The 26027-nt window shown below is 42.0% G+C and carries 24 protein-coding genes and 1 pseudogene; 18 read left to right on the top strand and 7 right to left on the bottom strand.

The window, feature by feature from the left end; translation table 11 throughout:
• Positions 1 to 25 precede the first annotated feature (25 nt).
• The 6 genes from NI389_RS18425 (at position 26) to NI389_RS18400 (ending at position 7077) form a co-directional block, all read left to right on the top strand.
• Positions 26 to 1447, top strand: a complete 1422-nt coding sequence (locus tag NI389_RS18425; RefSeq protein WP_308362895.1) for a lytic polysaccharide monooxygenase — start codon at positions 26 to 28, stop codon at positions 1445 to 1447.
• A gap of 58 nt (positions 1448 to 1505) precedes the next feature.
• Complete coding sequence (locus NI389_RS18420) at positions 1506 to 4121, top strand: glycosyl hydrolase family 18 protein (RefSeq protein ID WP_308362893.1); 2616 nt, start codon at positions 1506 to 1508, stop codon at positions 4119 to 4121.
• A gap of 218 nt (positions 4122 to 4339) precedes the next feature.
• Positions 4340 to 5107, top strand: a complete 768-nt coding sequence (locus tag NI389_RS18415; RefSeq protein ID WP_308362892.1) for a substrate-binding periplasmic protein — start codon at positions 4340 to 4342, stop codon at positions 5105 to 5107.
• 11 nt (positions 5108 to 5118) lie between these two features.
• Positions 5119 to 5898, top strand: a complete 780-nt coding sequence (locus NI389_RS18410) for a substrate-binding periplasmic protein (RefSeq protein ID WP_308362891.1) — start codon at positions 5119 to 5121, stop codon at positions 5896 to 5898.
• 245 nt (positions 5899 to 6143) lie between these two features.
• Entirely contained in the window at positions 6144 to 6773 is a 630-nt protein-coding gene (locus NI389_RS18405) for a DUF6058 family natural product biosynthesis protein (RefSeq protein WP_308362890.1), read from the top strand.
• A gap of 13 nt (positions 6774 to 6786) precedes the next feature.
• On the top strand, positions 6787 to 7077 hold the full coding sequence (locus NI389_RS18400; RefSeq protein ID WP_308362889.1) for a helix-hairpin-helix domain-containing protein: 291 nt from the start codon (positions 6787 to 6789) through the stop codon (positions 7075 to 7077).
• A 142-nt stretch (positions 7078 to 7219) separates the two neighbouring features.
• Here NI389_RS18400 and NI389_RS18395 read toward each other — a convergent pair whose 3' ends face one another.
• Complete coding sequence (locus tag NI389_RS18395; RefSeq protein WP_308362888.1) at positions 7220 to 7966, bottom strand: SDR family NAD(P)-dependent oxidoreductase; 747 nt, start codon at positions 7964 to 7966, stop codon at positions 7220 to 7222.
• A 240-nt stretch (positions 7967 to 8206) separates the two neighbouring features.
• Between NI389_RS18395 and NI389_RS18390 the strand changes: the two genes are divergently transcribed.
• Entirely contained in the window at positions 8207 to 8770 is a 564-nt protein-coding gene (locus NI389_RS18390) for a helix-turn-helix domain-containing protein (RefSeq protein WP_308362886.1), read from the top strand.
• A 79-nt stretch (positions 8771 to 8849) separates the two neighbouring features.
• Here the strand turns inward: NI389_RS18390 and NI389_RS18385 are convergent, their stop codons facing one another.
• A complete protein-coding gene (locus tag NI389_RS18385) occupies positions 8850 to 10355 on the bottom strand; it encodes a DUF2235 domain-containing protein (RefSeq protein ID WP_308362885.1) in 1506 nt (501 codons plus the stop codon).
• A gap of 89 nt (positions 10356 to 10444) precedes the next feature.
• Between NI389_RS18385 and NI389_RS18380 the strand changes: the two genes are divergently transcribed.
• The 4 genes from NI389_RS18380 (at position 10445) to NI389_RS18365 (ending at position 16234) form a co-directional block, all read left to right on the top strand.
• The gene (locus NI389_RS18380) at positions 10445 to 12427 is read left to right on the top strand and encodes a RecQ family ATP-dependent DNA helicase (protein ID WP_308362883.1); all 1983 of its coding nucleotides are present in this window, start codon (positions 10445 to 10447) and stop codon (positions 12425 to 12427) included.
• A 104-nt stretch (positions 12428 to 12531) separates the two neighbouring features.
• Complete coding sequence (locus tag NI389_RS18375; RefSeq protein WP_308362882.1) at positions 12532 to 13917, top strand: S41 family peptidase; 1386 nt, start codon at positions 12532 to 12534, stop codon at positions 13915 to 13917.
• Between the two features lie 189 nt (positions 13918 to 14106).
• Positions 14107 to 14313: a hypothetical protein gene (locus tag NI389_RS18370; RefSeq protein WP_308362881.1), complete on the top strand. Its 207-nt coding sequence runs from the start codon at positions 14107 to 14109 to the stop codon at positions 14311 to 14313.
• Positions 14314 to 14863: 550 nt separating this feature from the next.
• Positions 14864 to 16234, top strand: a complete 1371-nt coding sequence (locus NI389_RS18365) for a DUF6765 family protein (protein WP_308362879.1) — start codon at positions 14864 to 14866, stop codon at positions 16232 to 16234.
• A gap of 242 nt (positions 16235 to 16476) precedes the next feature.
• On the opposite strand, the pseudogene NI389_RS18360 reads toward NI389_RS18365, so the two are convergent.
• Positions 16477 to 16632, bottom strand: a pseudogene (locus NI389_RS18360) (phage integrase N-terminal SAM-like domain-containing protein); the annotation flags it as partial.
• Positions 16633 to 16946: 314 nt separating this feature from the next.
• Here NI389_RS18360 and NI389_RS18355 point away from each other — a divergent pair.
• The 6 genes from NI389_RS18355 to NI389_RS18330 all read left to right on the top strand — a co-directional run bounded on the left by NI389_RS18355 (position 16947) and on the right by NI389_RS18330 (position 21080).
• On the top strand, positions 16947 to 17582 hold the full coding sequence (locus tag NI389_RS18355) for a hypothetical protein (protein WP_308362877.1): 636 nt from the start codon (positions 16947 to 16949) through the stop codon (positions 17580 to 17582).
• Positions 17583 to 17720: 138 nt separating this feature from the next.
• Positions 17721 to 18089, top strand: coding sequence for a molecular chaperone DnaJ (locus tag NI389_RS18350; protein WP_308362875.1), 369 nt, complete (start codon positions 17721 to 17723; stop codon positions 18087 to 18089).
• A 132-nt stretch (positions 18090 to 18221) separates the two neighbouring features.
• Positions 18222 to 18527: a hypothetical protein gene (locus NI389_RS18345; protein WP_308362874.1), complete on the top strand. Its 306-nt coding sequence runs from the start codon at positions 18222 to 18224 to the stop codon at positions 18525 to 18527.
• A 109-nt stretch (positions 18528 to 18636) separates the two neighbouring features.
• A complete protein-coding gene (locus tag NI389_RS18340) occupies positions 18637 to 19530 on the top strand; it encodes a hypothetical protein (RefSeq protein WP_308362873.1) in 894 nt (297 codons plus the stop codon).
• A gap of 107 nt (positions 19531 to 19637) precedes the next feature.
• Positions 19638 to 20465 (top strand): hypothetical protein, encoded by an 828-nt coding sequence (locus tag NI389_RS18335; RefSeq protein WP_308362872.1) that lies wholly within the window; start codon positions 19638 to 19640, stop codon positions 20463 to 20465.
• Between the two features lie 93 nt (positions 20466 to 20558).
• Positions 20559 to 21080, top strand: coding sequence for a cysteine hydrolase family protein (locus NI389_RS18330; protein ID WP_308362871.1), 522 nt, complete (start codon positions 20559 to 20561; stop codon positions 21078 to 21080).
• Between the two features lie 81 nt (positions 21081 to 21161).
• On the opposite strand, the gene NI389_RS18325 is transcribed toward NI389_RS18330, so the two are convergent.
• The gene (locus NI389_RS18325; protein WP_308362870.1) at positions 21162 to 21587 is read right to left on the bottom strand and encodes a transposase; all 426 of its coding nucleotides are present in this window, start codon (positions 21585 to 21587) and stop codon (positions 21162 to 21164) included.
• A 344-nt stretch (positions 21588 to 21931) separates the two neighbouring features.
• Here NI389_RS18325 and NI389_RS18320 point away from each other — a divergent pair, with 344 nt between their 5' ends.
• A complete protein-coding gene (locus NI389_RS18320) occupies positions 21932 to 22813 on the top strand; it encodes a polysaccharide deacetylase family protein (RefSeq protein WP_308362869.1) in 882 nt (293 codons plus the stop codon).
• 690 nt (positions 22814 to 23503) lie between these two features.
• Here NI389_RS18320 and NI389_RS18315 read toward each other — a convergent pair.
• The 3 genes from NI389_RS18315 to NI389_RS18305 all read right to left on the bottom strand — a co-directional run bounded on the left by NI389_RS18315 (position 23504) and on the right by NI389_RS18305 (position 25961).
• Positions 23504 to 24802 (bottom strand): sensor histidine kinase, encoded by a 1299-nt coding sequence (locus tag NI389_RS18315; RefSeq protein ID WP_308362867.1) that lies wholly within the window; start codon positions 24800 to 24802, stop codon positions 23504 to 23506.
• Entirely contained in the window at positions 24799 to 25488 is a 690-nt protein-coding gene (locus tag NI389_RS18310) for a response regulator transcription factor (protein ID WP_308362866.1), read from the bottom strand. Before NI389_RS18310 ends, NI389_RS18315 begins: the two co-directional genes overlap by 4 nt.
• 74 nt (positions 25489 to 25562) lie before the next feature.
• Positions 25563 to 25961, bottom strand: coding sequence for a hypothetical protein (locus NI389_RS18305; RefSeq protein WP_308362865.1), 399 nt, complete (start codon positions 25959 to 25961; stop codon positions 25563 to 25565).
• Positions 25962 to 26027 lie beyond the last annotated feature (66 nt).

The following is a 26027-nucleotide window of genomic DNA, read 5'->3' as shown; positions in this document are numbered from 1 at the left end:
GCAACCTCCCTTTTAGGAGATTGCTATGAAACAACATGTAAAGGTTTCTTTCTCGATGTTAGGTTTGTGTGCGACGGTTGCAAGTATGAATGTTGCGTCACATGGCTATCTCGATTTTCCAAAAGCCAGACAATCAATTTGCGAAGCTCAAGGGGGTTATTGGTGGCCAGAAGATGGTTCCAATATCCCGAATTTAGCGTGTCGCGCGGCATTTCTGGAGTCGGGTTACGTTCAATTTACTCAAGAACACGAGTTTTCAGTTAATACTTCGGACTATCGCAATCAAGCGTCGGTAGAAGCGAACATACCAGATGGTCAGTTGTGTAGTGCGGGAGACAAACAAAAAAGAGGGATCAACTTACCTTCTACAGAGTGGCAAAAAACGGTTGTTACACCTAATGAAAAAGGGCAAGTGACGATTAAATGGAATGCAACAACACCTCACAACCCAAGTTTTTGGAAGATTTACCTCACTAAGCCCACATTCAGTCCAGCGACAGATGAACTCCGTTGGCAAGATCTAGAGCTCATTTCTGAATTTGGCAATCTTGAGTTCGTTAAAGATCCAAATGGAAAACGTTACTACAACATGACAATAGACATTCCGAAAGACCGTCAAGGGGATGCGATTTTGTATACGCGTTGGCAGCGGATTGATGTTGTTGGTGAAGGATTCTACAACTGTAGTGACATTCATATAGTACAAGATGCTACTGCTCCGACGTGGCATAAAGCGGGTTATTTTGTGACCGCTTCTCAACAGCCAAAAATAGACGACAAAGTATGGGCTCGTGTATTTGATGGTTCAGGACAAGAAATTGTGAGTCAATCCTTGAACATCAATAACGATAACGTGCAACGTTGGGCGACAACGCTTGCCGAAATGCTAAATCTTAATTTTAGCCAATGGGTCAAGGTGGGAATTAAAAACGCAAATGGAGACATTGAGTTTGACCCAGCCCAATTACTGAGTAATGAAGTTTACGTCACGGATGCAGAGCATACTTATAACCTTACAATTCAGATCCCTACGCCAAATACGCCGCCAGTCGTACATCAGCCAGACCCCGTTTCGGTAAATGAAAATGGCTCCATGTCTTTGCATGTTCATGCCTTTGATGATGAGCAATCGGAATTAACCTATCGCTATGAAACCTCACCACCGTTATCCGTATCGGGCGTCGGTGCAACGGTCACTGTATCTGCTGCCAGCGTGGATAAAGACACACAAAGTACGATTCGAGTGACGGTATCGGATGGTGAATTGGAAACCTCAAAAGACATTGCGGTGACCATTACCAACACAGACCAATCTTTACCTAACTGGTCTGCAACCAACGTGTATTGGGGCGGCGACCAAGTTATGTACAACGGTAAGCGATATGAAGCCAAGTGGTGGACACAGGGTGAACAACCTGACAAAGCCCAAGTTTGGAAAGCAATATAAATATTATTAAAAACAACCGCCCATAGGGTTTGGTTACAACATGTAGAAGGTCTAAACCATGAAATTAAAAATGTTAAGCTGTGCAGTCGGTCTCGCACTGATGAGCACAACCGCTTCCGCAGCACCAGCTGCGCCAAGTATCGATTGGCAACCTCAATTGTATTCGTTTGTTGAGGTCAATTTGGATGGACAAGGTTCATACAAACAGTTGGTGAAAGCAAAAGATACCGTTGATATTTCAATTAAGTGGAATGCTTGGAGTGGTACGGGCGGTAACGCTTATAAAGTCTATTTTGATGACACATTAGTTAATGAAGGTAGCTTAGCGGCTGGCACAAAAAGTGGAACGATTACCTTTCCATATAAAAAGTCAGGCCGTCATCAACTGTTTTTGGAGCTCTGCGATGACACAGGATGTGCGCGCAGTGCTGCCAAAGATATCGTGATCGCGGACACGGATGGTGGACACCTTGCGCCACTTCCAATGAACGTCGATCCGAACAATGGCAATTATGGTACATCTGCCGATACGGTTGTTGGCGCCTATTTTGTTGAGTGGGGCATCTATGGTCGCAATTTTGATGTGACTAAAGTGCCAGCGCAGAATCTCACACACATTTTGTATGGATTTATTCCTATTTGTGGTCCAAATGAATCATTGAAAGAAATTGAAAACGGCAATAGCTGGCGCGCCTTGCAAAAGGCCTGTGCGGACTCTGCAGATTATGAAGTTGCGATTCATGACCCGTGGGCAGCAATTCAAAAATCAATGCCAGGCGTCGATGCGAACGATCCAATCCGTGGTACATACTCACAATTGATGGCACTTAAACAACGTTATCCAGATCTTAAGATTCTGCCATCGGTAGGTGGTTGGACATTGTCTGATCCATTCCACGGTTTTACCGAAAAGAAAAACCGTGATGTCTTTGTAGCGTCTGTAAAACAGTTCCTAAAAACGTGGAAGTTTTATGATGGTGTAGACATTGACTGGGAATTCCCAGGCGGTGGCGGTCCTAACGGGAATCTCGGTGATCCGGTTAACGATGGCCCAGCTTATGTAGCCTTAATGCAAGAACTGCGTGCAATGTTAAATGAACTGGAAGGCGAAGTAGGCAAAAAATACCAGCTTACCTCTGCAATTGGTGTGGGTTACGACAAGATTGAAGACGTCGACTACTTACAAGCGTCTCAGCATATGGACCACATTTTTGCGATGACCTATGACTTTTATGGTGGCTGGAACAATGTGACGGGTCATCAAACAGCAATTTATTGCGGTTCGCATATGTCAGTTGGTGAGTGTAATGGTACAGGCCTTGATGACAAAGGTGAACCGCGTAAGGGGCCGGCTTACACTGCTGATAATGCAATGCAATTGATGCTGAAACAGGGTGTCGATCCGAAGAAGATAGTTCTTGGTACTGCTATGTACGGCCGTGGTTGGGAAGGTGTTTATCCTGCTAATGCGACGGATCCGGACAACCCGATGACCGCACCAGGTAATGGCAAACTCACCGGTACGACTGCGCAAGGTGTTTGGGAAGCAGGTGTTATTGACTATAAAGGTATCAAGTCACACATGATTGGGGCATCAGGCACTGGCATTAACGGTTTTGAAGTTGGCTATGATGAAATGGCAGAAGGTGCGTATGTCTGGAACCGTTCAACAGGCAAACTTATTTCCTACGATAGTCCTCGTTCAGCAAAGGCGAAAGGTCAATATGCCCGTACTTTGGGTTTAGGTGGCTTATTTGCGTGGGAAATCGATGCGGATAACGGCGATATCTTAAACGCAATGCATGAAGGTTTAGGTGGTCCAGTAAATCCAAACAACAAACCAGTTGTGACCGTTCCTGCAAGTGTATCTGTTGATTCTGCTGGCAGTGTGAGTGTTCAGGCTAGCGCAACGGATAAAGACAATGACCCGCTTACTTATTCGTGGTCTGCGGATAGCGCACTCGTGCTTTCTGGTAGCAATGCTGCAACGGTCAACGTTACTGCGCCTTCTGTCTCTGTGGACTCTAACTACACGCTTACGGTAACTGTGTCAGATGGAAAAGCATCTGTATCTAAGCAAGTTACCGTTATGGTAAAAGGCGATGGAACACAGCAAAACAACGCGCCTGTCGTTGATGCAATTGCTAATGTTTCTGTTGACGAAGGTAAGTCCGTTGCTGTGAACGCAGTGGCGTCGGATGCGGACAATGATGCACTAACGTACACATGGAATGTTCCATCAGGCCTTACAGTTACCGGCGCTGGTGCATCTGTATCTCTTGCCGCGGCGGACGTTTCTGCTGACACCACATACACCGTGTCGGTGGCGGTATCTGATGGTAAGGCAACAACCACGCGTAGCTTTGACGTAACGGTGAAAAACGTAGTATCAGGTGGTGATACAACGTGGAGCGCAACAGCGGTATACAACACAGGTGATGTCGTTAAATACAATGGCGTTGAATATAAAGCAAAATGGTGGACTCAAGGCGACCGTCCAGACCAAGGTGGTCCATGGGAAGAAGTGATCCCATCAGATGGTCAAGTGCGCGATTGGCGAGCTGACCTTGTCTATGTTGCTGGTGATAAAGTCACACATAATGGCGAAGTGTATACTGCACAATGGTGGACAAAAGGTGAAGAACCTGGCGTTGCATCTGTTTGGGTAAAATAATTAATTTCCCTTCATAATCAAAAGCACCACGTCCTACTACGTGGTGCTTTTTTGCATTCAAATAAGCAAAGTGGATTCGTTAGAAAACAAAAATTTCACAATTTGCTTTCTAATTATTGACGAAAAGCCAAGATTGCTATATTGCTAAAGGCGTTGCTTTAAATTTTGGTTTTCTCAACCATACTTTAGCGTGAAGTTACTGACAATTTAGGATCAGCGTGCGGTATCTAATTTATTTTATTTTGTTTTTTGTCAGTATGATTGCTCAAGCTGATTGCGGTCGTATCTATAAAGTGGGTATCGGCACTAATTGGCCTCCTTATGTTATGTACCTTAATGACATACCGTATGGTTTAGATATTGAAGTGACAGAAGCGATTCTGAGAAGTGCTGGACTTTGCTACGAATTTATAAAACTTCCTTCGTCGGCGCGTGGTTTAAATGAATTGGAAAAAGGACTGGTCGATATACTTCCGTCTGCTAGTTTTAATACCGAACGGGCTGAAATTGCCTATTTTTCAATGCCATACCGAAGAGAGCGGATGAGGTTGTTTTCAGTCAATCCAGACGAGTCAGCGAAGAACTTAAGTGAGTTATTCGCAGGGGACAATATTTTTACCGCTAATCCTGGTGCCTATTACGGTGAAGAACTGGCTGAAATATTAAGAATTGATTGGTATCGGAAACGCCTGTTCGAAGTAGCGAGTTTGGATAGAAGAATGCAAATGGTCGTTCTTGGGCGAGTAAATTACCTGATAGAAGATGAAATATCAGGTCTGTATTTTGCGAAGCAAAAGGGCTACAACCAAATAAAGCTTCACAGTTACATCGTTAATGATAACGCGATTCATTTTATGCTTGGGCGGCGTTCATTCTCCAAAGAGCAAGTCGATGCCATCAATGAAGCAATTGAGAGACAATTGCCTCACCTTAAAACTTTGGAAGCGAAATACATTTCGACAGTGGCTGAGAGCCCAACCCATTAAAGGAATTGTGATTGATAACCCGCAAATTTTCTTGGTTAATTAGTGTGTTATGTATTCTTTTTATAGTGCCTACTTATGCGTTAGAACCGTGCGTTAGAACGGTCAAACTCGGTTTAGCTTCTGACTGGCCACCGCTTGTCATTTTCAAAGGGCCACATACCACAGGACTTGAAATTGAAATTGCGAAACAGGTTTTTTCGGAAATAGGCATTTGTATCAACTTTGTCCGCTTACCATCCTCATCACGCAGTTTCACGGAGTTGCAAAAAGGGAACATAGATTTCGTGTTAATGGCTAGTTTCACCAAAGAAAGAGCAAAATTTGGTCATTTTTCAGCGCCATATCGACAAGAGCGGATGAGGCTATTCGGAAAAATTAAGGGCAATTTACTGACAACGCTCGCACAAGTTTTTGACAGAGGTGAAAGTATTGCTGTGAGTACCGGGTCGTACTATGGCGAAGAATTTGAACATCTAAGAGCCACCGCTGAAAACCAAAAGCAAATTGTTGAAGTCGCGAATGCCACAAGACGAGCACGATTGCTGGCAATGGGAAGAGTGGATTACGTTATCGAAGATGAAATTTCGGGGGGAGCGCTGCTCAAGAAATACCAAATCGAGGATGGCGTAATGTTACCTTATCCTGTGCATGACAATAATGTTCACTACCTCTTACGCAAAGAAGTCTTTACGGCTCAAGATATTTCGAATTTAAACGCTGCGATTGTCCGTAATAAAGCGTTTATCAATGAGTTAATTCAAGCCTACAGCCAGCCATCGCAAAGCCATTAGCGTTACACATAAGAGCGATTCATGTCGCCACTTGTGTTGAATTAGACACCATAACAATCTGTTATTTTTCTTTAATGAGGTTCAAACAATTCGCTATTTCAGCAAACGCTTTGCACTCGAGCTGAAATCAGGTAAGGTTTAACATTATAAAATTAAACACGTTTTTTAGATTCAATAGGTTATAAATCCAGTTGTATCTTAAACGCGAATCTGACTTGTTACCTTGTCCAAGGAATGTGGCCTACATGGAATTAATGGAATATCTCTCTACACATTTTTTAAATAAAACTCAGTTACTCAGCGCAGCCCAAGTTTCTGATGAAGAACTCAGAAACTATCAGGAATCGGGACTCGTCCCAACGTGTTCTTATAAGCTGAATCTCAATCTAGATTGCCATTCTTTTTTTGGTGAGCATCTAGCACACGGCACAATTGAATATTTTGCAAAAGGTTATGTTGAGTGGCTTCAGCACGTACATGCAGCGAGCGATAAAAATGCGGTTTATCGAGATTTTGCCATCCGATACCGACACACATTAGAGAATTTGAAAAAATTGGGATTTGAATGTGCGCATCCGAATGTAAACGAGTTGCTTGATTCACATATTGATAAGGAATGGCAGCACTTTCTAAACGGCACCTATGGACTTTGCACCCAGTCGGGATTACCTGAAGACATTGCCGCGAAAGAATTAGCGATTTTAATCATCAATGCGTTAACACTCGAACCAATGGCAAGCGATTTAGATAAGGAAAAACTCATGCAAGCCGTTGACCTTTTAGACTCGGTGAGTGCGCAATTTGCGCCACATGAGCGAGAAAGAAGTTCACGCCATAGACTCATAGATGAGGTGAGACGGAAATATTTGGTTTAAAGAACGCTTATTAATGAACCCAAGTAAAGTGATAAGAGAGAACGTAGTCAAGTTAACGGATCTCCCCAACATTGGAAAAGCAAGTGCTGAGGATTTGTTACTTCTTGGCATTGATAATCCGAGCCAACTCATTGGTCAATGCCCGTTTGAAATGTATGAACGACTTTGTGAACTGACCAATGCGCGTCATGATCCCTGCGTAATCGATGTATTTATGTCTGTAACGAGTTTTATGTCTGGTGAGGAGGCAAAACCGTGGTGGGCGTTTACAGACATTCGTAAACAACGTTTGACTGAAAAATAACGTGTGAATAGGTTTGTGAGTGGATTTCATGAGATATGAACTCAAACATGAACTGCTAAAAAGATGCACATTGAGTTTTGTGCATCTTTAAAGACGAGTTTAGACACTAACGTTTAATGTCGTTTAGGTGAGGCGCGAAAGCTTAGATTTGAGCAAGTCCACCATCTACATGAATGTCCGCGCCAGTGATAAACGCGGCATCATCTGAATTGATGAACGCGACTGTTTTTGCGATTTCTTCAGGGGTTCCAATACGCTCGAGCGGCGTAGCTGCTTTAACCTGACCCAAAATGTCCGTTAACGTTGAATCATCAAAACCGAATTTGTTCAAAATAGGGGTTTCCGTTACGCCTGGCGATACGCAGTTCACCCGAATACTTTGTTTACCTAAATCCGCAGCAAATGAACGAGTGAGTGATCGCACCGCGGCTTTTGTCGCACCATACGCAGCCCACACCCCAGCACCTCGAATAGCTTGAATCGAAGAAATCAGGACTACGGAAGCATTTTGGTTTAAGTGAGGGAGGGCTTTTTGGACAGTGAAAAACACACCTTTGACATTAATATCAAAGGTCGCTTGAAAGCTTTCTTCCGTTACGTCTAATATGGCTTCCGGTACTGCGATACCTGCATTGGCAACGACAAAATCGAGTTTTCCTTGTTTTGATGCGCAGTGACTATAGAAACGCTCAATGTCAGCCACCTTCGACACATCTCCTTCAACGCAAACATATTGGTCAGGATAGTCATTTTGTAACGTATTTGGTTCATCAAAACGACGGCTAAGTACTGATACACGGTGTCCTTGTTGAAGATACAACTTAGCGATGGCGTACCCAATACCCGAATTTCCGCCAGTAATTGCTATATGCTTAGACAATGTATTCATATCATTGATTCCTTTTTCATGATTTTTGGTTGTAACACTGAGGGCATGTTTACCAAGATTGGGCCACAGCATGAGGCACGTAGTTTGGTAAACAACTGGCAAACAGATGAGAAAATGTCAGTCCAATTGCCCTAGTCCATGAAATAAAGAGTCGCATTCAATGTTGAAACTGTCTACAATATCTGGGAAATAATCCATTATAACGGATGAATAGAATAAACAATCAGGAACTAGTTAATAATGAGTAATAACGACTTGAACTTCGAATATTTAGGGAGCTTTATTCGCAGCTTTCGTAGTGCAAAAGGAGAGAGTTTACAATCACTTGCAGAGCGTTCTGGTGTCAGTAAGTCAATGATTGCACAAATCGAGTCGAGTAAAACCAGCCCTACATTAGCCGTTCTTGCTAAACTGGCTCATGCGATGGATATTGCGCTAGGCGACCTTGTTCAGCCGCCTGAGCAAGCGTTCAATGTACGCATACATTCAGCGAACGAAAGTAATATTGTGAGCAAAAAAGACAGTGTGTTTGTGTGTCATTTATTGGCGAATGAGCAACGCCATTTTGCGACCGAAGTGTACCGTTTCTATTTCAAAGAACCTGGAAAAACGATGTTTTCGGCGAACTATGTTGGTTCAGTTAAACACGTGTGGTTGGAAGAAGGGTCATTAACGGTTCACATCGCAGATAAAAGTATTCTAATTGCACCGCAAACGCTGACTACGTTTAACGCTTCAGTGCCTCATCGATTTGAAAGCCCCACTCATAAATTGGCTAAGGGGTTGTTCTTTATTGCCTACTAGCTGGCTGAGCATTAAAAAGCCACAATGAATAGACCATCTACTTTGTGGCTTTCCTGTTGAGACTGGGGGAACCGCAGAGCTAACCCAGTCGTGTCACGTTGACTCGAATTTTACCCGCATTTGCGCCATAGTAACGTTGGATATCGTTGGCAAATGGCGTAAATTCTCCGCTTTCCAAAATTTTCACATCTGCGCCTTCGTTAATCGCAAAAGCATGGGCGTCGTTTTTGTTGATTGACCCGATGAGTGAAAACCAATTTGCATTTGGCAATCGTCGGAACGGTTCCATCATGCTAATCGGCATTGATTTTTGTGCAATCGTAATATGCTCTCGTTGCCAGCCACAGGCATTGACACGCGTACCGTTATCAAACCAATAGCTGTCTTGCACGGGCGAAAAGCGATACGTTGCCCCTTTTTGCAGCAAAATACCCGTTGAGTTAAAAAGCTCGCAAGCATAAACAGCACACACTGCGGTTTGTCCGGGTTGAAGCACGGTTAAATTCTGTTGGGTAAGTTCAATGTGAGCGGACAACCCCCTAAAGGTTAGCGTTTCGCCATTAGGGTACTCTAATCGATAGTTTAACCCCTTAAGTGACTCAGGGCGATACGAAGCAAGGTTAAAGATCCTACTTGCAACGGAGTGGTGGATGAGCGGTAAATGATCACTCACGGTATCGTTTTCCATCACAACACATTGACGGTCAATGGGTCGAAGATTGGTCGCAAACCAGAGGTAGTCTTGCTGGTGGCTAATTGCCAGTGGATTAGGGTGAATGGCTAAGTCGTCTTCATCGATGAGTAATCCACCATCAAGTGGCAGCAACGCGGAATAGTCTATCTGTTTCGACGTTAGCAGCCGAATGCCAATTGGTAGATCAATTAACCATTCGATAGCGTAGCGCAAACAGACATCGGAAAGACCATCGCGGTAAAATCCACCACCGACGTCAGAATGAGCGCCTGCAAACCATATTTCTTTTACATTGTCTGCGGCATTGAAAAGCGTTGGTTCAAATGCCCGACGCTTATCGTCAAGCGAAACACAGTGCAAAGCTTGTTCAACGTTATGTGCAACATCGCAACTACTAAAAATGACATGTTCAGCACCACAGGTCGCTTTGGCGATTTTTGATAAGCCTAACGAAGCAACAGTATCAAATACGCACAGGTAAACGTGGTCTTCTATAAATTGTTCCAAACATGTCGCAAAACGCCGAGCTAAAGCCGCTCCACGGCTAAAACCAGTCAATAAAACAACATCACCTGATTGGTGATGTTGTTTAAAGTCTCTAAGTGCCTCATTTAATATCGCAGCAACTTCAATATTGCGAGGGGCAAGGATCTGATTTAGTACGCGTTTTACGGCACTGCCTTGAGAGCCTATGCCGGCATAATAGAAACTGAGTTGGTCGGTAAAATAACTGGGGGCTTGAGGGTGGAGTTTTCCACCAAAAAGAAGGTGAAGTTTGAGGATGTTGGAAATAGCGGAGTCTTCTTTAAAATGTTCCGAAGCAAATTGCTCGGTGTCTCGTGGCTCATTCCCTGTCCCATCGAAGTTGAAAATCAGTAACCTTGGCGCCATGGTATTTCGATCCTACTCTGGTTTTTCTCACTCTAGCGAGAAATTGTGATACTTTTGCGTCAGTGAATAGAATTTAGTGAGACAAATCGATGGAAGGTTTTGATGAACACATCGATGCCCGACTGGATACAAGCTTAAGCCAACATTTTGGATTTTCCAGTTTTAGAAGTGGGCAAAGAGAAACCATAACGCATTTGTTAAAAGGACAAAGCGCCATTGCCATTTTTCCTACAGGTTCAGGCAAATCGTTGTGTTATCAATTGCCCGCGTTGTTGTTGCCCAACTTAACACTCGTTGTCTCTCCATTACTCGCGTTAATGCAAGATCAAGTCGCGTTTTTGCGTTCTAAAGGGATAGCAGCAGCCAGCATCGAAAGTTCACAAAGCAAAGCTGAGCAGCAACACATCATGGCGCAAATCCAATCTGGTGAACTTAAAATCTTGATGGTGTCGGTTGAGCGATTGAAAAACGAGCGATTTAGACAGTGGATAGCCAATATTCCCATTTCAATGTTAGTAGTTGACGAAGCGCATTGTATTTCTGAATGGGGTCACAATTTCAGACCAGACTACATCAAATTGCCGTTTTACCAACAGCAGTTGCAAATCCCTCAAGTGTTGCTCCTAACCGCGACGGCGACCAAAAAGGTGCAAATGGATATGGCGCAGCGTTTTGCTATTGCCCCAAACAACATCATTCAAACTGGGTTTTATCGACCCAACCTACATTTGAGTGTTGTGCCAAAATCACCTGAAGAGAAAATGCCCTATTTGGTCAAAGCGTTAAGCAAAAAACCAGGCGCGTCGATTGTCTATGTCAGCTTACAACAGCAAGCAGAAGACGTTGCAAAGCAACTGCAAGCGGCGGGACTAAAAGCCAAAGCCTATCATGCAGGCATGGATGACACGACTCGACAAGCGGTACAAGCTGCATTTATGGCTGACGAACTCGACGTCGTGGTTGCCACCATTGCCTTTGGTATGGGGGTAGATAAATCCAACATTCGTTTTGTTATTCATTATGAATTGCCAAAATCGCTTGAAAACTATGCGCAAGAAATTGGTCGCGCTGGACGAGATGGAAAACAGTCGTACTGTGTGGTGCTTGGGTCACTTGATGGCTTAAATACGCTCGAAAACTTTATTTATGGCGATACGCCTGAAGCGCAATCTATAGAAAATTTACTTTCACTTATTGCCAAAGAGGTGGATAACGACAACCAATGGCACGTGGTGGATTCCAGAGTTTCAACTGAAACTGACATCAAGCAATTGGTATTAAAAACCTTGCTAGTACAACTTGAATTGCGTGGTGTGTTGGCCGCTCAGTACGCGTTTTATGCACAAATGCGTTTTAAACTTTTGGTCACGGAAAAACAGCTTTTCTCGCACTTTGATGAAAGCCGTCAAACGACGCTAAAAACTATTTTGCGATTTTCGGAAATGAAGCGGAACTGGGCAACCATTGATGTTGATGGACTCTTTAATCAAGGCCAAATTGATAATGGCAAGCTTTTGACAATTATGGAGTATTTGCAACAAAAGGGGCTTGTTGAGTTTGAAAGCAAAGTACTCACGCAGGTCTATCGGGTTGATAAGCGCGCGCTGGCAGAACACGCGTTGCTCGGCGAACTTACAAACTATTTTCAAGAAAAAGAAAAGGCAGAAATTAAGCGTATTCAAACGATGCTGCGCTTTTTCCAATCGTCTCGCTGTTTGTCACAAAATTTATGTGATTATTTTTCTGATGCGCGAGGCCCTAACCACTGCGGCCATTGCAGTGTGTGCCATAGGAAAGTGGCGACATTTGAGCAGTACGAACAGGCTCCGTGGCCGAGTGATGAAGTGCTCAGAGAAGCGATTTTTAGAATGAATAAACATCTCGCACAAGCCGGGGAAAAGGCATCGCCAAGACTTCGAACCCGTTTTTTAAGTGGTTTACTTACACCGAAAATGTCCCGTTTCAAATTGCGGCAAATGCCTGGCTTTGGCAGCTGTGAAAAACAGCGTTTCGCAGACATTGAGGCGACGTTAAAGCGCTTGGGTATTTTTGGGATTATTGAAGAAAGTTAAAATATTTTTTTTAATCTTTAAACCATTTTTTGAATACCTTCGTCATAACAATAACAACGGCTTGTAACAGCCAAATAATAATTAAAATTAAAAAAGGAATTCGGATGCGCGCTTATCTTCAAAACCTCAAAGTAGGGCTAGTGATTGGCTTCTCATTACTTTCTTTCGCTTCATTCGCAAACGAGACCTCTGCGGTCGGGGCGCTAGAGAAAATCCTCACCGTTGAGCAAATGCAGCAAGACATCAACGCTTGGCAAACATTTATGGATAACACGCATCCTGACTTAGGTATCCGTGTTACGGATCCCACTCAACTCAAAGTGTCAATTGAGTCGCTCAGAGATAGTTTAACAGCGCCACTTACGACTAAAGCGTTCATCAATAAACTTGCGGTCTATAACGGACAGTTTCACGATGGTCACATGAGTATTATGGTCCGCAGTCAAAAGAAACTAGCAAAGAGTATTATTGAGGAACACCAAGCCCTGTTGCCATTTGAAGTAACGGTTAAAGACAGTAAAGTCTACGTTCGCTCAAAGCTTGGCGGTGAAGTCAGTGAGTACCAAAATGCGGAGTTGAAAACCATCAATGGCTTGCCAGTTTCAAGCGTTTATAAAACGTTGATTGAACGCACTTACGGCGATACCGTAAGACACAAAGAAGCATTATTGAGTAATAAATTTGCGCTGTTTTACTGGTTGTTTGTTAATCCAACCTCGCAATTTAATGTTGAGCTGGAACAGAATAATAAACAAGTGAAATTGGCTTTAGAGGGCTCAGTTGAACTACCGAGCGCGATGCGTACAAAAAGTTTTGATGATACGTTTCAATTTACGGTGCTCGATAAGAAACAGGCGCTTCTGACGATTAACGAGTTCTGGTGGGAAGACAAAAATGCGTTTTATGACTTTACCAAAAATGCATTCCAAACGTTGAAAGAGAAACAGATTGAGCATTTGATTATCGATGTGCGTCAAAACCCAGGAGGCGATGACGATACATGGAAAACAGGGTTACTACGTTACCTTGCTGATAAACCATATCGCCACACGCGTCGTTATACCAAAAAGATTTTAGCTAAGTATCAAGACGAAGGAGAGGTCGTTGGTGATGTCGTGAGTAAAGATTACGATAAATACGAACCCGTCGTCGCTGATGAGCCGCTTAAGTTTAAAGGTAAAGTGTCCGTTGTTGTTGGGGCGCTCACATACTCTTCAGCTATATTGTTTACCAACACCATGCAGGACTTTGGCTTCGCACAAATTGTGGGCGAACCTTCTGGTGGATATGCTTGGCAAACCGGTGGTATTCAGTTTTTTACTTTGCCTAATTCAGGATTACTTGCAGTAAGCCCCCGTTTCTATCTTGAAAGACCCGTCGGTGGTAGCGCTCACGAACAAATCAAACCTGATGTCGTACTTAACGATAATCCTCTGGCGACTTCGCAAGTCATTGCAGACCTTGCAAATAAGTCAGCGACGCATCTTTAGCAATATCCCACAATGAACTAGGCGGACTCTCGATGTGTCTGCCTAGTTTCAAATTTAACCTAGCCCCAAAGTAAATATAGGTTCTTCGCCTTATTAGCAGCAAATGATGACAAAGGATGTCCAGTGAAAATCCGGATAACGCCCCGTTTATAGCCCCCGAGTTGGATTTCTCGTGCGCAGGTTAACATCATGAAGCAACGTATGACGAGGGTGATTTGTCTGACAAAGCGCTTGACGCCCAGAACGCCAACGACATTACGCGATGGACAAATGAATGAAGATTACTATGCGCTTGGTTGGCGAGTAGGGGGGCTAAACTTGATGATCACGCGGAAAAGCGGAGCGTACTTCATCTCTGCGGTGTTATGGATAAAGCGGCAACCGCGCACATTTTAGTTATTCCTGAATTCAGAGCCTCGAATGCATTTACAACAAATTTCATACCAGCGCAGTTTCGGAGGATTAGAGGGATAATGGCCGAAATGCTAAAAAGCGTCGTCAAAGAAAAGCGCTGCTCTAAGGTAAAGTAAAGGATTGATAATTACTTTTCACGAAGTTGAATTAAGTACTTTGGTATTGCCTCGCGAGAGGGAGGCCTCCAACACAAGTCGCCATCGGCATAGTGACAACAGTCTATTTTATGGAATGGCAAGGGGACAAAAAGTTAGAACGAAACGCTTATATTGCTTTAAAAAGAATGGATTAAGAAGGCACTCGTATTTTTCTAAGAAGATGCTGGGGAAAGCGCCTCGGTGTACCTACCATAATAAATAATGGTCTAGAGGTTTTGTTATGAACTTTATTTAGGATGGCGCTAAATGACGTGTTGTAACGAAGATAGCGTCAGTTTTTAATCAGAATCCCTGAGTTTCGCTTTTTTAATCTTTCTACATTGGATGGGCTGTCCAGTTGTTGGCAGCAGCTACTTAACCAATGGAGATTTTTAATGGATACTGACTTTCATTTCTACGGTACAGCAAGTGCAGCTAAGAGCGCGGGGTTTAGTGCTGAGCAAGCTCAGTTGATAGGTAATGCAGCAGAGTACGTTGATTTTTACAACTCAGATTTCTGGTCCTACTGGTCGATAGTCGATCAATCCGGCAATAATTTGCTCTCAATCGATGTCCCACAGCTCTCTTGTCAGACGATAGGCGCTAAAATGGCAATCGATTATCAAGATGACTTGTGGAATGCCTTCCACTTTCCACCCGGAAACTTACAATACAGCGCAAAAGGTCGTGATGTATACGCGTGGCAAGCAGATTTTCGTCAGCGTTTTAAAGCGCGCGAAACTCGCTCTGGCATTAAAGGCACGTTGCTATGCCGTCCTTATAGTAAATTCGCGCACGACATGATTTTAGATACGATTGAGCGATTTAAATCACTGATGGCATTGTCGAAAATCACCAATGGACAGGAAGCTCAGCAAGGTTTGCAAAAAGCGTTGAATGCCGAATTTGGTGTAGATAAAAACGGCAATCCTCGTCGTTTAACCACTGCGAACATTGAGCGGTTGGCCCACATATTTTTGGGGATCCGCATGCATGTGCTTGCCGATACGTGGGCACACCAAGATTTTAGCGGAATCGCGAGCAAAGATTTGAATGGTGCCGGCACGTTGAACAATGTTTACTATCCGAAAAACTCGGCACCGGATATTTGGCAGCAAAGCACATGGACGGGATCGTTATGGGTGTTTGCAAGTGACACGGATTGCGCAGCAGCACCTAATGCGCCAGGGAGCCAAGCATGCAGAGGCCATGGACAAGTGGGGCATTATCCTGATTATTCTTGGCTCAGCTTCTTTTACCCTGCAGCGTGGATGAGTTCAGGATCGTTCTTATTGCGTTCAAATCCAGAACAGTATAACGAAGCTTGGCTATGGCTACGTCGAGTGATGGCGGAGGCGCTTGGTAAGTCAACGACGGACATGAATATTCCAACCAATGTGCAAGCCGTGATTGCAAAACCGGTAGAACTTAATAGTAAAAAGTTAGAGGCCGTAGAGCTGAAAGAGAAACAATGGCAACAACTCGACTTATGTTCAGGGTTCAGCCTTGCGGATCGTTGGAACAACAAGCAAGGCGTTTTTGATAAAACGAAGCGCAATCAACTTGGTGTGGTGGGCGACTTGCCTTCAACTCGTTTAGGTACATTAAAGATCAAGCAAAACTCAGATTTACACCTTATGGAACTTGCTTCTGCATTCCATTATCTGTGGAGCAGCAATTGGGCAAAAAATAACAAAGAGTATGGTTGGTCTCCGGTTGGTTTAGCGACTGGATATTCGAGCACTGGTCGTTACTCTTACGATTAAAATTCCGATGGCGGGTAAGTGAGTTTAGTGTAACAAATTTCCTTGAATAAAGGTGATTACCATAGGGATGTGTCAGATTTGAAAGCTGGAGTTAAATCAAATCTGACCGTCTTCGGTGTGCCAATTGTGGATCTTCAGCCGTAACTCGCTTCTGCCACTTCGATTCTGCAGTGTGATGTGCAACCAACTTTTTTAGCTTCTGTTGACCCTATTATAGTAATGCTACTGGGTTTCGAAAGGGCGCTGACATTTTCCGTTCCCATTGTCTCAGGGTGGCGCTTGTGGTGAAAGTTAATGAATGCCTGAATCCAATATAGGTAGTTTTTTGTTCTAATGCTGTAACCACGCATACGTATTTCTTCCTGAAGACCTTTCAGAATTGGGCTTTTTGGACTCATGATAACTCCGCACCTTACAGGGCTGTGTATATAGTGCTATTTGAAATTCTCGGATATCAAGGGAAATAATGAAAAATTTTTGCGCGTTTTTACAGTTACTAATTAATTTACTTTAATCTTATCAAAAAGTTATTTATTTGCGATTTGAGATAATAGGTTTGGGAAACGCGCATGCGCATTTTTCCAGATGGTATATTTAGCAGAATGCTGATAAGTTCTTTGCATACAGATAGTTAACTGTGCGCGTTTTCACTGGTCCAACGAGGTAAACGCGCATGCGCACGAATAAAATGTTATGCACCCAAGGAGGTATTGTGCCATATCAAGTAATCAGGAGGGATCTAACGGAAACCACTAGAAAATGTGATTTCTGTCCTCAGTATTTAACCTCTCTTAAGGCATATGTTTTAAAGGATCTAGAGACTGGAGAGTTATTTTATGCAGGTCCTACTTGTGCAATAAATAATGCTGGGGAAGGCTCAACTTCAGGAATTCCTGATTTAACTAAATTTACTTTAGCTACTAATGTTCATATGGGTGGAGGCCCTGGCGGGCAAGGTGGGGCTACTACCGAAAATCCAGAAAAGAGTGCAATCGAGTACTTAATGCTACGAGAGAATAAACTTGTGGATGAACTTAAATGTTCATATTCGATGCTAAAAGAGTACTATGAAAAGCATAATTCTCAAGGGTTATCGGATTCCGACGTTAGACATATAAATAATATTGCATCTAAAGCGCCAGAAAATCTAAGTCCAGCGGTACTACAAAGAATCTACAACTATTTGTTCTGGATTGATGCAGGAATAGCAAAGCTGCCTAAAAATAAAACGGATTTTTTAGTTGGAGTAAGAAATACCATCGTTTCAAAAGGAAAAATATCCGAAAAACAAAAGGCTGCTATAAATAAGTGGCTGGAGAATATCGATGGCGTACCGCAGTTAAAGTGATGCATAACAAAGCAATCAAGCCGAGCGCCAACACTCCACGCCTTTTGTGTTTCTCTGTGCCCAACCTAACACAAAAGGCGTTCCGTATTACCGCCGGCTTATTGCGGCGTTATGTGTTTAGTCAGATGAAGGAGCATCATGAGCGATATTAAATCTAACTTGCACCCTTGCAAGCATTGTAATGAAACAGGGACATGTACATCAGGTGAAAAGGAGTCCAGCTGTATTGCTTGTGCAAAGTATCATGAGCTAAAACGGAGTCAAACATATATAGGACTAGCTTGTGGGACTTGTGGTGGTTTAGGTCAATCGGAGCCACTTACAGAAAGAATAAATAAGCGCACTAAGCCGCTTCTTGCAATGACTATAGTTTTTGTTTTATTAATCTGTGTAACCGTTCTAGCTTTTTCCAACAACCCTAATTTTTCAGCATTTTTAGCATTCGCTGGTACATTAATAGGGAGTATCACCACTTTTTACTTTAGTAAAGGTGATAAAAACACATAACAAGCAATTAAACAGGGATAAAAAACTTGCGGGCTATTCGCTTCGCTCAATTTTAGCCCACAATTTTTTACCCGTTAATCGGGCGTTAGGTGTTTTATCTAGTTTAGTGTTTTCTGATAGTTTGGAGGAATTATGTTGGTTTCAATTGTTCTCGTTTCAATCTGGGTTCTTCTAATGTTTCGTTCTGGGGTAGCTGAATATAAATATTATCAAGCGGTCAAAACACTTGAACCTAAAGTTTGGGAGCAGCTTGGGTCTCCCAAGTATTTTAAAATTCCAATAGTATTTGTATCACCAAAAGGTTCAAAATTATTACGTGGTATTTCCAACGAAATAGTATGTGAGTTTGCAAATAAACATAGGCAAGCAGGTATTCTATTTTTGGCGTATGTTGCGTTTGTTTTAGTTGCAAGCATAGTGTATTTTAAAATCGCCTAACAAGCTGTTTAATTAGGACAAAATGCAGTTGGTTGTGTTTCGTTCATCAACATTTTAGCCAACAATATTTTGCCCATTAACGAGGGCGTTATGAGTGTAGGAAACACATGTGAATATTTCAGAAGAAGTGGATAAAATTGCAATGCGTAATCTAGAACACAGTAAGTCGAATCTTATTTATTTAAAGGTTAAGTTGGATAATTACTTAAACGATAAAAATGCAGACCAATACCTTTCTCATTTGTACAGTAGTGATATAAATGAAGACTGGTTTGAAGCGCAATGTAAGTCAGCTTGCAATCAAATTGAGAAAGTTACTAATGAAGAGTCTAAGTTCAACAAATATTATCAAAAAATTCTAACTGAAAACGATCTGTTGTTACTTACCCAAGAGTTAATTTGTGACGTTTCATTGCTTGATCAAATTTCAGGCGGCCGTTTGGCCTTAGATAATCAAGTTCGTCGTGATAACTATCTATCAAGTCATCAATTTTTTCTGCATGCGAAGTTTTCATACTTCACCAAAAAATACATAGCTGAAACAACTTGTAGGAATTTTAACTTCTCTACAATGCCAACTTTAATACGTCAATCTATCGAAATTAAGTTAAAAAACATGATTGGTTTGGAAAAAGTTGAGAAAGTTGGTGGTGGGTTTAAGTTTGTTCCAATAAATTCTCTACTAGACTTTTTTGCTAGCAATCCTAACTTTATAGAGTTCCCTGTATGTATAGATTTATTGAAAGCAATAAATACATGGACTAATACATTTGTTCACTCTGGTGTCGTTCCCTTTTGTTGGCAGAGTCTAGAAGCAGTTGATTTAATAGAAAGCTTATTCTCTATAAAGGATGATGTGTCAGGTTCATTGAGTTTGCATGGATTTACATACCTAAAAAGCAATGTAACTATTAGTGATATTCAAGTGGCTTTAAATGAACATTTTAATGCTGAATTTACCTTGAATGAAAGTAGTGTAGAGGGCTGTGTAGTACACTCATAACAAGGCCTTAAAGTCGGATTCGTAACAGTTGGCTCGGTTCCGCTTCGCTTCACATTATAGCCAACTATTACTCACCGCTTAAGGCGGCGTTAGCCATAAGGAAATCGATGCTAGAACCAAATTTTTCTGAATCACAGCTACAGCAAGCTGTTAACTCTGCATTTATCAGGTTGATTTATGAGGAGCGCGGAGAATGGGCTTTTGCGAATGTACCTTCTCTATTTGATGAGTTTGTGCTTGGCTGGGATTCGGCATTTTACTTTCCATGGTTGCCTCACCCGGCTTTAGAAGAACATGAAGGCTGCAATTTTTTCATTCAATATAAACTTTCGTGTGAGTTAACTACGAGAGGTGCTGGGCAATGGGAGGATTGGAAAGAGTCCTATCTTCGATTCAAAATCCCGCATAGCACTAAGGGTTCGGATGGCAGGCATCAAGATGACTATCATCAGTGGGAAAGACTTAAAGAACTTGCAGACAAAAATTACCCCACGTTTTATGCGACAAATTCAACTCTAAGCAAAGAATATCTCAAAGAAATATCAAATAATGGTAGTTTGCTATGCAAGACGCCTTTTCTAGATGTACGAGATATTGCCCAGCTACATAAATATGTGACGTTTACTCAGAGTAGCGATTTCTTTTTTCTTCATAGTGAAATAGAGAAATCCCCCAAAGCAGATATAAATGTCATTTTTGAGCGTCTCCGCGAAGCGAGAAAAACCTCAATGTCAGAATCAAATAGACTACTTTATGGATCACTAAAGGAACTAGCGGTTAGCGATGAGAGTTGGCAGGTAGATTTGCGTCAAATATCTGATTTACTTTCAAGTGAAAGTGACGCAGGAGAAGTATTGCTTGTGCGGAGCTTGCTGAGTAATTTTGTCAGGCGGCATATTGGTGCGCAACTGTATTGGTATCCAGGCCGTGGCTAACAATCGCAGGCACAGCGACGGCTTTTTCGTTGCGGCTGCGCCTTCACTACAAAGCCGCGCGTGCTGCGGGCGTTAGGCCTAGGAGGATATAATATGAAATCCGCACTTTTAGTCGTAGATGTACAAAATGGAGTTTTTGGGCCAACTAATCCACCATATTTATCTGAAAATGTAATAAGTAACATTGAGAAATTACTGAGTTACGCTAGCTCGTCTGGAATTGAGATTGTATTTATACAGCACGAAATACCAGGGGTTCTAGTACCAGGAAGTGATGCTTGGGAACTGTTTTCAGGCTTAACCATTAATGCTTCCAGCTACAAGGTTCGAAAAAATACTCCAGATTCGTTTCAGAATACCGATTTAAAAGAGTACCTAGATAAAAATGGGATTGAGCATGTGCTTATATGCGGTTATTCAACAGATTTTTGTATTGATAGAACGGCGTTTAGTGCTGCAAGCAAAGACTACAAAGTCACTTTGATAGAAGATGCTCACACAACACACAGTAAGACTCATTTGGATGCACCTTCGATTATCGCTCATCATAGCTTTACTTTGTCTAAGCATCCTAATATTGAACTTAATTCTACGGCAACGTTAACTTCGGGCTAACAAACGCCTTAAGAGGGATTGTCAATGCTTAGCGTTTCCAGTTCCAATGAGCTGCGGTGGTTGCAGTTGTTGAGATTGAGTTTAGTAAGGGGTTAGGCTTTGCTTTGTGCAGACTTTGCACGATTCAAGACCTGACCCTGGTATTTCGTACTCGCCAATTCGCTTGCGAAAACGAATCATCGAGCTGGAGTCGCAAGGCATCTGATGAGTAAAAAACTGCATCCCACAAAAATACTGCCTATAGGGATTTTTACACCACATGGCGACCGTATTTTCATTCGAAAGTTTATGAATTTGTTTAAGATATTCCAATCCAGCCAGTAACCGAATGGGTTTTCCCAATGCGCCAGTATCTGCACTATAAAGCTGACCAAATTCGGCTTCTAAACGCTGCCAATCAATGATATTTGCCAATTTAACCAGTTCATGGTTGGGCGCCACGGGGTCAATCAATTCGACCGCGAGCAGTTGCTTTTGTGATGTATGGTTGGTCGCTTTTGGCTTCATCTTTAATCTCCATTTTGCAAGGTTTTGAAGGGTGAAAATGCAAACCTTGCAAAATGAGGATAGTAAGGTCGTTTAGATCATCAAGAAGATAAATAAATTAAGTGATTTTCATTGTTGACTAATTAAATATTTTACTAAGATAACAAACGCCAAACTATAAATGAAAAACGACAATAATGGTGTGAAGAAAATAGGGCACAGTAGTAGAATACCACTTAAAAATTGCAAATAACACAATAAAGAGATAAAGGGATACAATTTTAAAATAATCAACAAGCCAACTTCCTAAACAGATAAATTTTCTGTACCATTAATAGGTGTATTCCTTAAAAAATGGATTTTATATGAAGTTTAAGATTTACCCTCTAGCTTTTGCACTTTCATTGACTGCTTGCAACAAAGACAACACTAAGGAAATTGTTAAAGAAGTTGAAGTCATTAAAGAAGTTGAAGTCATTAAAGAAGTTGAAGTCATTAAAGAAGTTGAAGTCATTAAAGAAGTTGAAGTCATTAAAGAAGTAGTAAAAAATGTAGAAGTTATTAAAGAGGTTGAAAAAAAAGCTGAAGGGGGCCTATTTTTGACCTTCGATGATGGTTATTGCTTAGATGGCTGGCTAAATTCAGAGCATATATTTTCAGAATATAATGCTAAAGCGACTTTTTTCATGAGCCGATATGAAAAAGAGCTCAGCAGCAAACTCATTTCTTTACAAAATGCAGGTCATGAAATCGGACATCACACACACTGGCACGCAAATGCAAATACTTGGATTGAGAAAGAAGGATTAGCACATTGGTACAAAAATGAAGTCTATGACACTCTTATTTCAATGCGTGAATCAGGTTTAGATGTGCAATCATTTGCTTTTCCATTCGGTGTTTATAGTCAGGAAATGCTGGAAATTCTCCGAATTGAATTTAAATCAGCGAGAGGATTCTCCACACCTAAGACAAAAGATTTAAGAAACGGATTTTTGAATGATGGTTTCTTTTATAATTCTGTCAGCATGGATACAGCGTATTTGGATGATCGTGTTTTTATAGCTATGGATAATGCAAAAAACAATGGCAAAAACTTAGTTCTTGTAGCTCATTGTATTGTTGAAGATTGGACTGATAGATGGCAAATAACGCAAGAATCACTGCGTAGCATTCTTGAATATGCTAATAAAATCGGCCTAAAAACAAAGACCATGAATAAAATAAATAAAGATCAAGAAAGTTAAATGATGCAGTTTAATTTAGCAGTAGCATTAATAACAAATGTTCTAATGAGATAAAACAACCTTATTCCCACAAAAAAATTACAACTTGTAATTTTTTTGTGGGAATAACTTGAGTTAAAAACAGGAAATACCATAGGCCAGTCGGAATTGTTATTCGAGGTAATTATTACGTGCCTAAAGTTGAGCAATGACTTCTTCTTGCTTCGCTAGCTGCTGACGTAATACATCAAGTGCATTTTGCATGCATGTTACTTTATAAGTAAAATAAATTCATTTAAATTAATAAGTTAAATTGTTTTGTGTTGTAAAAACCGCTGCCACTTTTCTTGTACGGTTTCTATTGCATTGGTCATGTAAATGGCTTTTCGAACATAACTCGGTAAGTTGGATTAACTCATCATTATTGTCAGGTGAGCTGAAAGCGTCACCCAACATGTTTTCAATTACAGCGTTGAAGATCCGCTTTTGGCACAAAGTAGACCTTCAACTCTGAATTGTCCAAAAATGAGCTAGAGTGATGGGTCGCTATTCGTACATAGCAGCCTGTCCTATGTGCGCTAACGTTAGTCGTTGAAACAGTTTGGTGAGATAGGTGTTACGCCCATTTAGTTTTTACTGTGTTTAACAGGGTGTAATGAGTCACCATTTTTTGTCTATACAATAGTGTTAAAATTGTCTTAATGGGGCCAATCAAGTCACGATACACTGAACTGGCAAGGACATTTTAAACTCACACCCTTTAGGATTTAGGTTGGCTACGGTTAGTTCACCATTGTGCGCTTGGGCGATTCGCTTACACAAAAATAGCGCCAAACCTACACCATCCGTTGAACGGTGGTTAATATTTTCTGCATGGAAAAAAGGTGTAAACATGTTTTCCAGCATGTGCTCAGGAATACCTAGACCGTGATCTATCACTGAGAAACTAACGGCGTTCTCTGAAATATTGACAGCGAGTTCGACGTTTTGTTGTGTCTTTCCATGTTCTATCGCATTTTGAAGTAAATTACGCAACACGAATTTGATGCGTCCAACATCGAGTTTTATCGCTTCTTCAGGAAGGGGAGCCATAATCGTCACCCTGTCTCGCAGCCCATTTTCATTCAAGACGTCTTCAATCAATGTGGGTAAATAGTACGTCGACGTTGATAAGACTCTGGGACCTTGTTGCAGCCGCTCGCCTTCTAGAAGTTGGCCGATAAGATTGTTCATGTAATGGATGTCGGAACTTAACTCTTTAGTTATTTCGTTTTGTTCAAGCATGGCGAGCGACACGTTCATTCTACCAAGCGGTGTTCTGAGTTCGTGGCTAATCGCCAATAACATTTCGTTTTTTGACTCAAATAACCGTTGTAGGTCGGCAGCCATTTTGTTCAGGCTTTGTGTGAGTCGAGACAATTCCGATTTGGGGTGTGAGGCAATACGGTAGTGAAAGTCACCTTGGCTAATTCGGTTAGCACTTTCAATGGCGGTGTTTATTGGGTCGAGAAGCCGTTTAAGGATGTAATAACTCGTCATGAGCACCAATAATGCGGCAATCCAAGGCCATAATATGAGCCACTGAGGATACACAATGAGATTCACAAGTCGCGATGTAACAACGACATTGGTGTCCGATGTATTGGCGTATAAGTAGTATTGTGAATTCAATTTACTGAAATACAAATGCCCAATCGGTTCGGCGTTTTTCGCCAATTCATCGATGGAAGGAAATTCCCCAGACGTGACAAAACGTTGCTCTCCACGCTCAACCAGAATACGAACGCGATTACTTTTTGCATCTGAATTAAGTTTTACTTCGTCAATCGGACGTTGTGCAATCTGTTGGATCATCTCAAACAGCTGAGGTTCTCGTTCGTTCACAAACTGTTTTGCTTCTTGTTCGGTCGTGGCGAAGCTGCCTAACAGGACGAACAATGAAAACAAAACCGTGGTTACGGCAAACAGAACTAAAAATCGTCCAAAAAGGCCTAAATGTGGAATTTTCATGATGGTTTCGCAATGAAGGTGTAACCCACATTTCTAAGTGTTTTTATGTACTTAACATGCTTAGGGTCATCTTGTAGTTTCTGCCGTAAACGGCTCATTAGAATATCAATCGAGCGACTGTATATGTCGGAATCAATGCCTTTTAGTTCATTTAAAAGCTGATCGCGATTAAAAACTTCCCCGGGATGAGTGGCGAGGAGATGCAGTAGCTTAAATTCCATGCCGGTGAGTTGGACGTCTTGGCCGTCTAGTTTTGCTTGGTGACTAGCAACAAGAATCTGCAACTCACCAAATGTGAGGTCTTGATGTGTGTCGATTGAAACACTATGGCGGCGCATTAATACCTGGATCCGTGCGACCAGTTCTCTGGGCTCGAATGGTTTGGCAAGATAGTCATCCGCACCTAACTCAAGCCCAAGTACTTTGTCTGAGAGCTCACCGCGCGCTGTCAGCATAATAATAGGCACATTACTCGTCATTCTGATTTGCTTGCACAGGGTAAAACCATCAGTGTCAGGCATCATAACGTCTAATAGCAAGACATCGGGTTTTTGAGTCTCCAACAGTGTTAAGCCAAATGCAGCACAATGAGCAGACCACAGCGTTAGGCTATACATTGAGAAGTATGCTTCGAGTCGAGCACATAAGGCCTCATCATCGTCGATGATTAGCACGTTTATTGTCATTGTTTTACCACTCTACTTGTTTGCTATTTGCGTCGATTTGATTAATGAGCGAAGGCGTAAACCTTCGCACAACATTAATCGTCTTTCTTACTCGCCTTGATAAGTTTTGCCATAAACGCTTGTTTTTGTTCAGGCGTTAATTCGGCATGAAGCTGACTCATTGATTCTAGAAGGTGTAACACGCGAATATCAACGTTTGTTTGCCATTGTTTGTACGATTCATACGCTACGTTTGCATCAAGTTGTTCGCTGTTCGCTGCGTCGATAAAAAACGCTTTGATTGAACCTTTGCTGGATTTGACCTCCTCCGTCACCGCTTTGAACGCGTTAAACACGTTAAGTGCGAGCGCTTCTTGTTGATCTGTAAATCCCTGACTTTGAATAAATAGCTTCGCGAAGGCATCGTTTGCCAAAGTGGGCTTTGAAGCAAACATAGCCAAGACGACAAAGAGAATAGAGACGAATTTCTTCATAATGGTGTTCCTTAGTTCACAATCCTGCGAATTGCAGTTGTGCCATTATGACAAGCTCAAAAAAGG

The organism is Pseudoalteromonas xiamenensis, assembly GCF_030994125.1.
In the GTDB taxonomy this organism is placed as follows: Bacteria; Pseudomonadota; Gammaproteobacteria; order Enterobacterales; family Alteromonadaceae; genus Pseudoalteromonas; species Pseudoalteromonas xiamenensis_B.
This window is presented reverse-complemented; position numbering and strand designations above follow the sequence as displayed.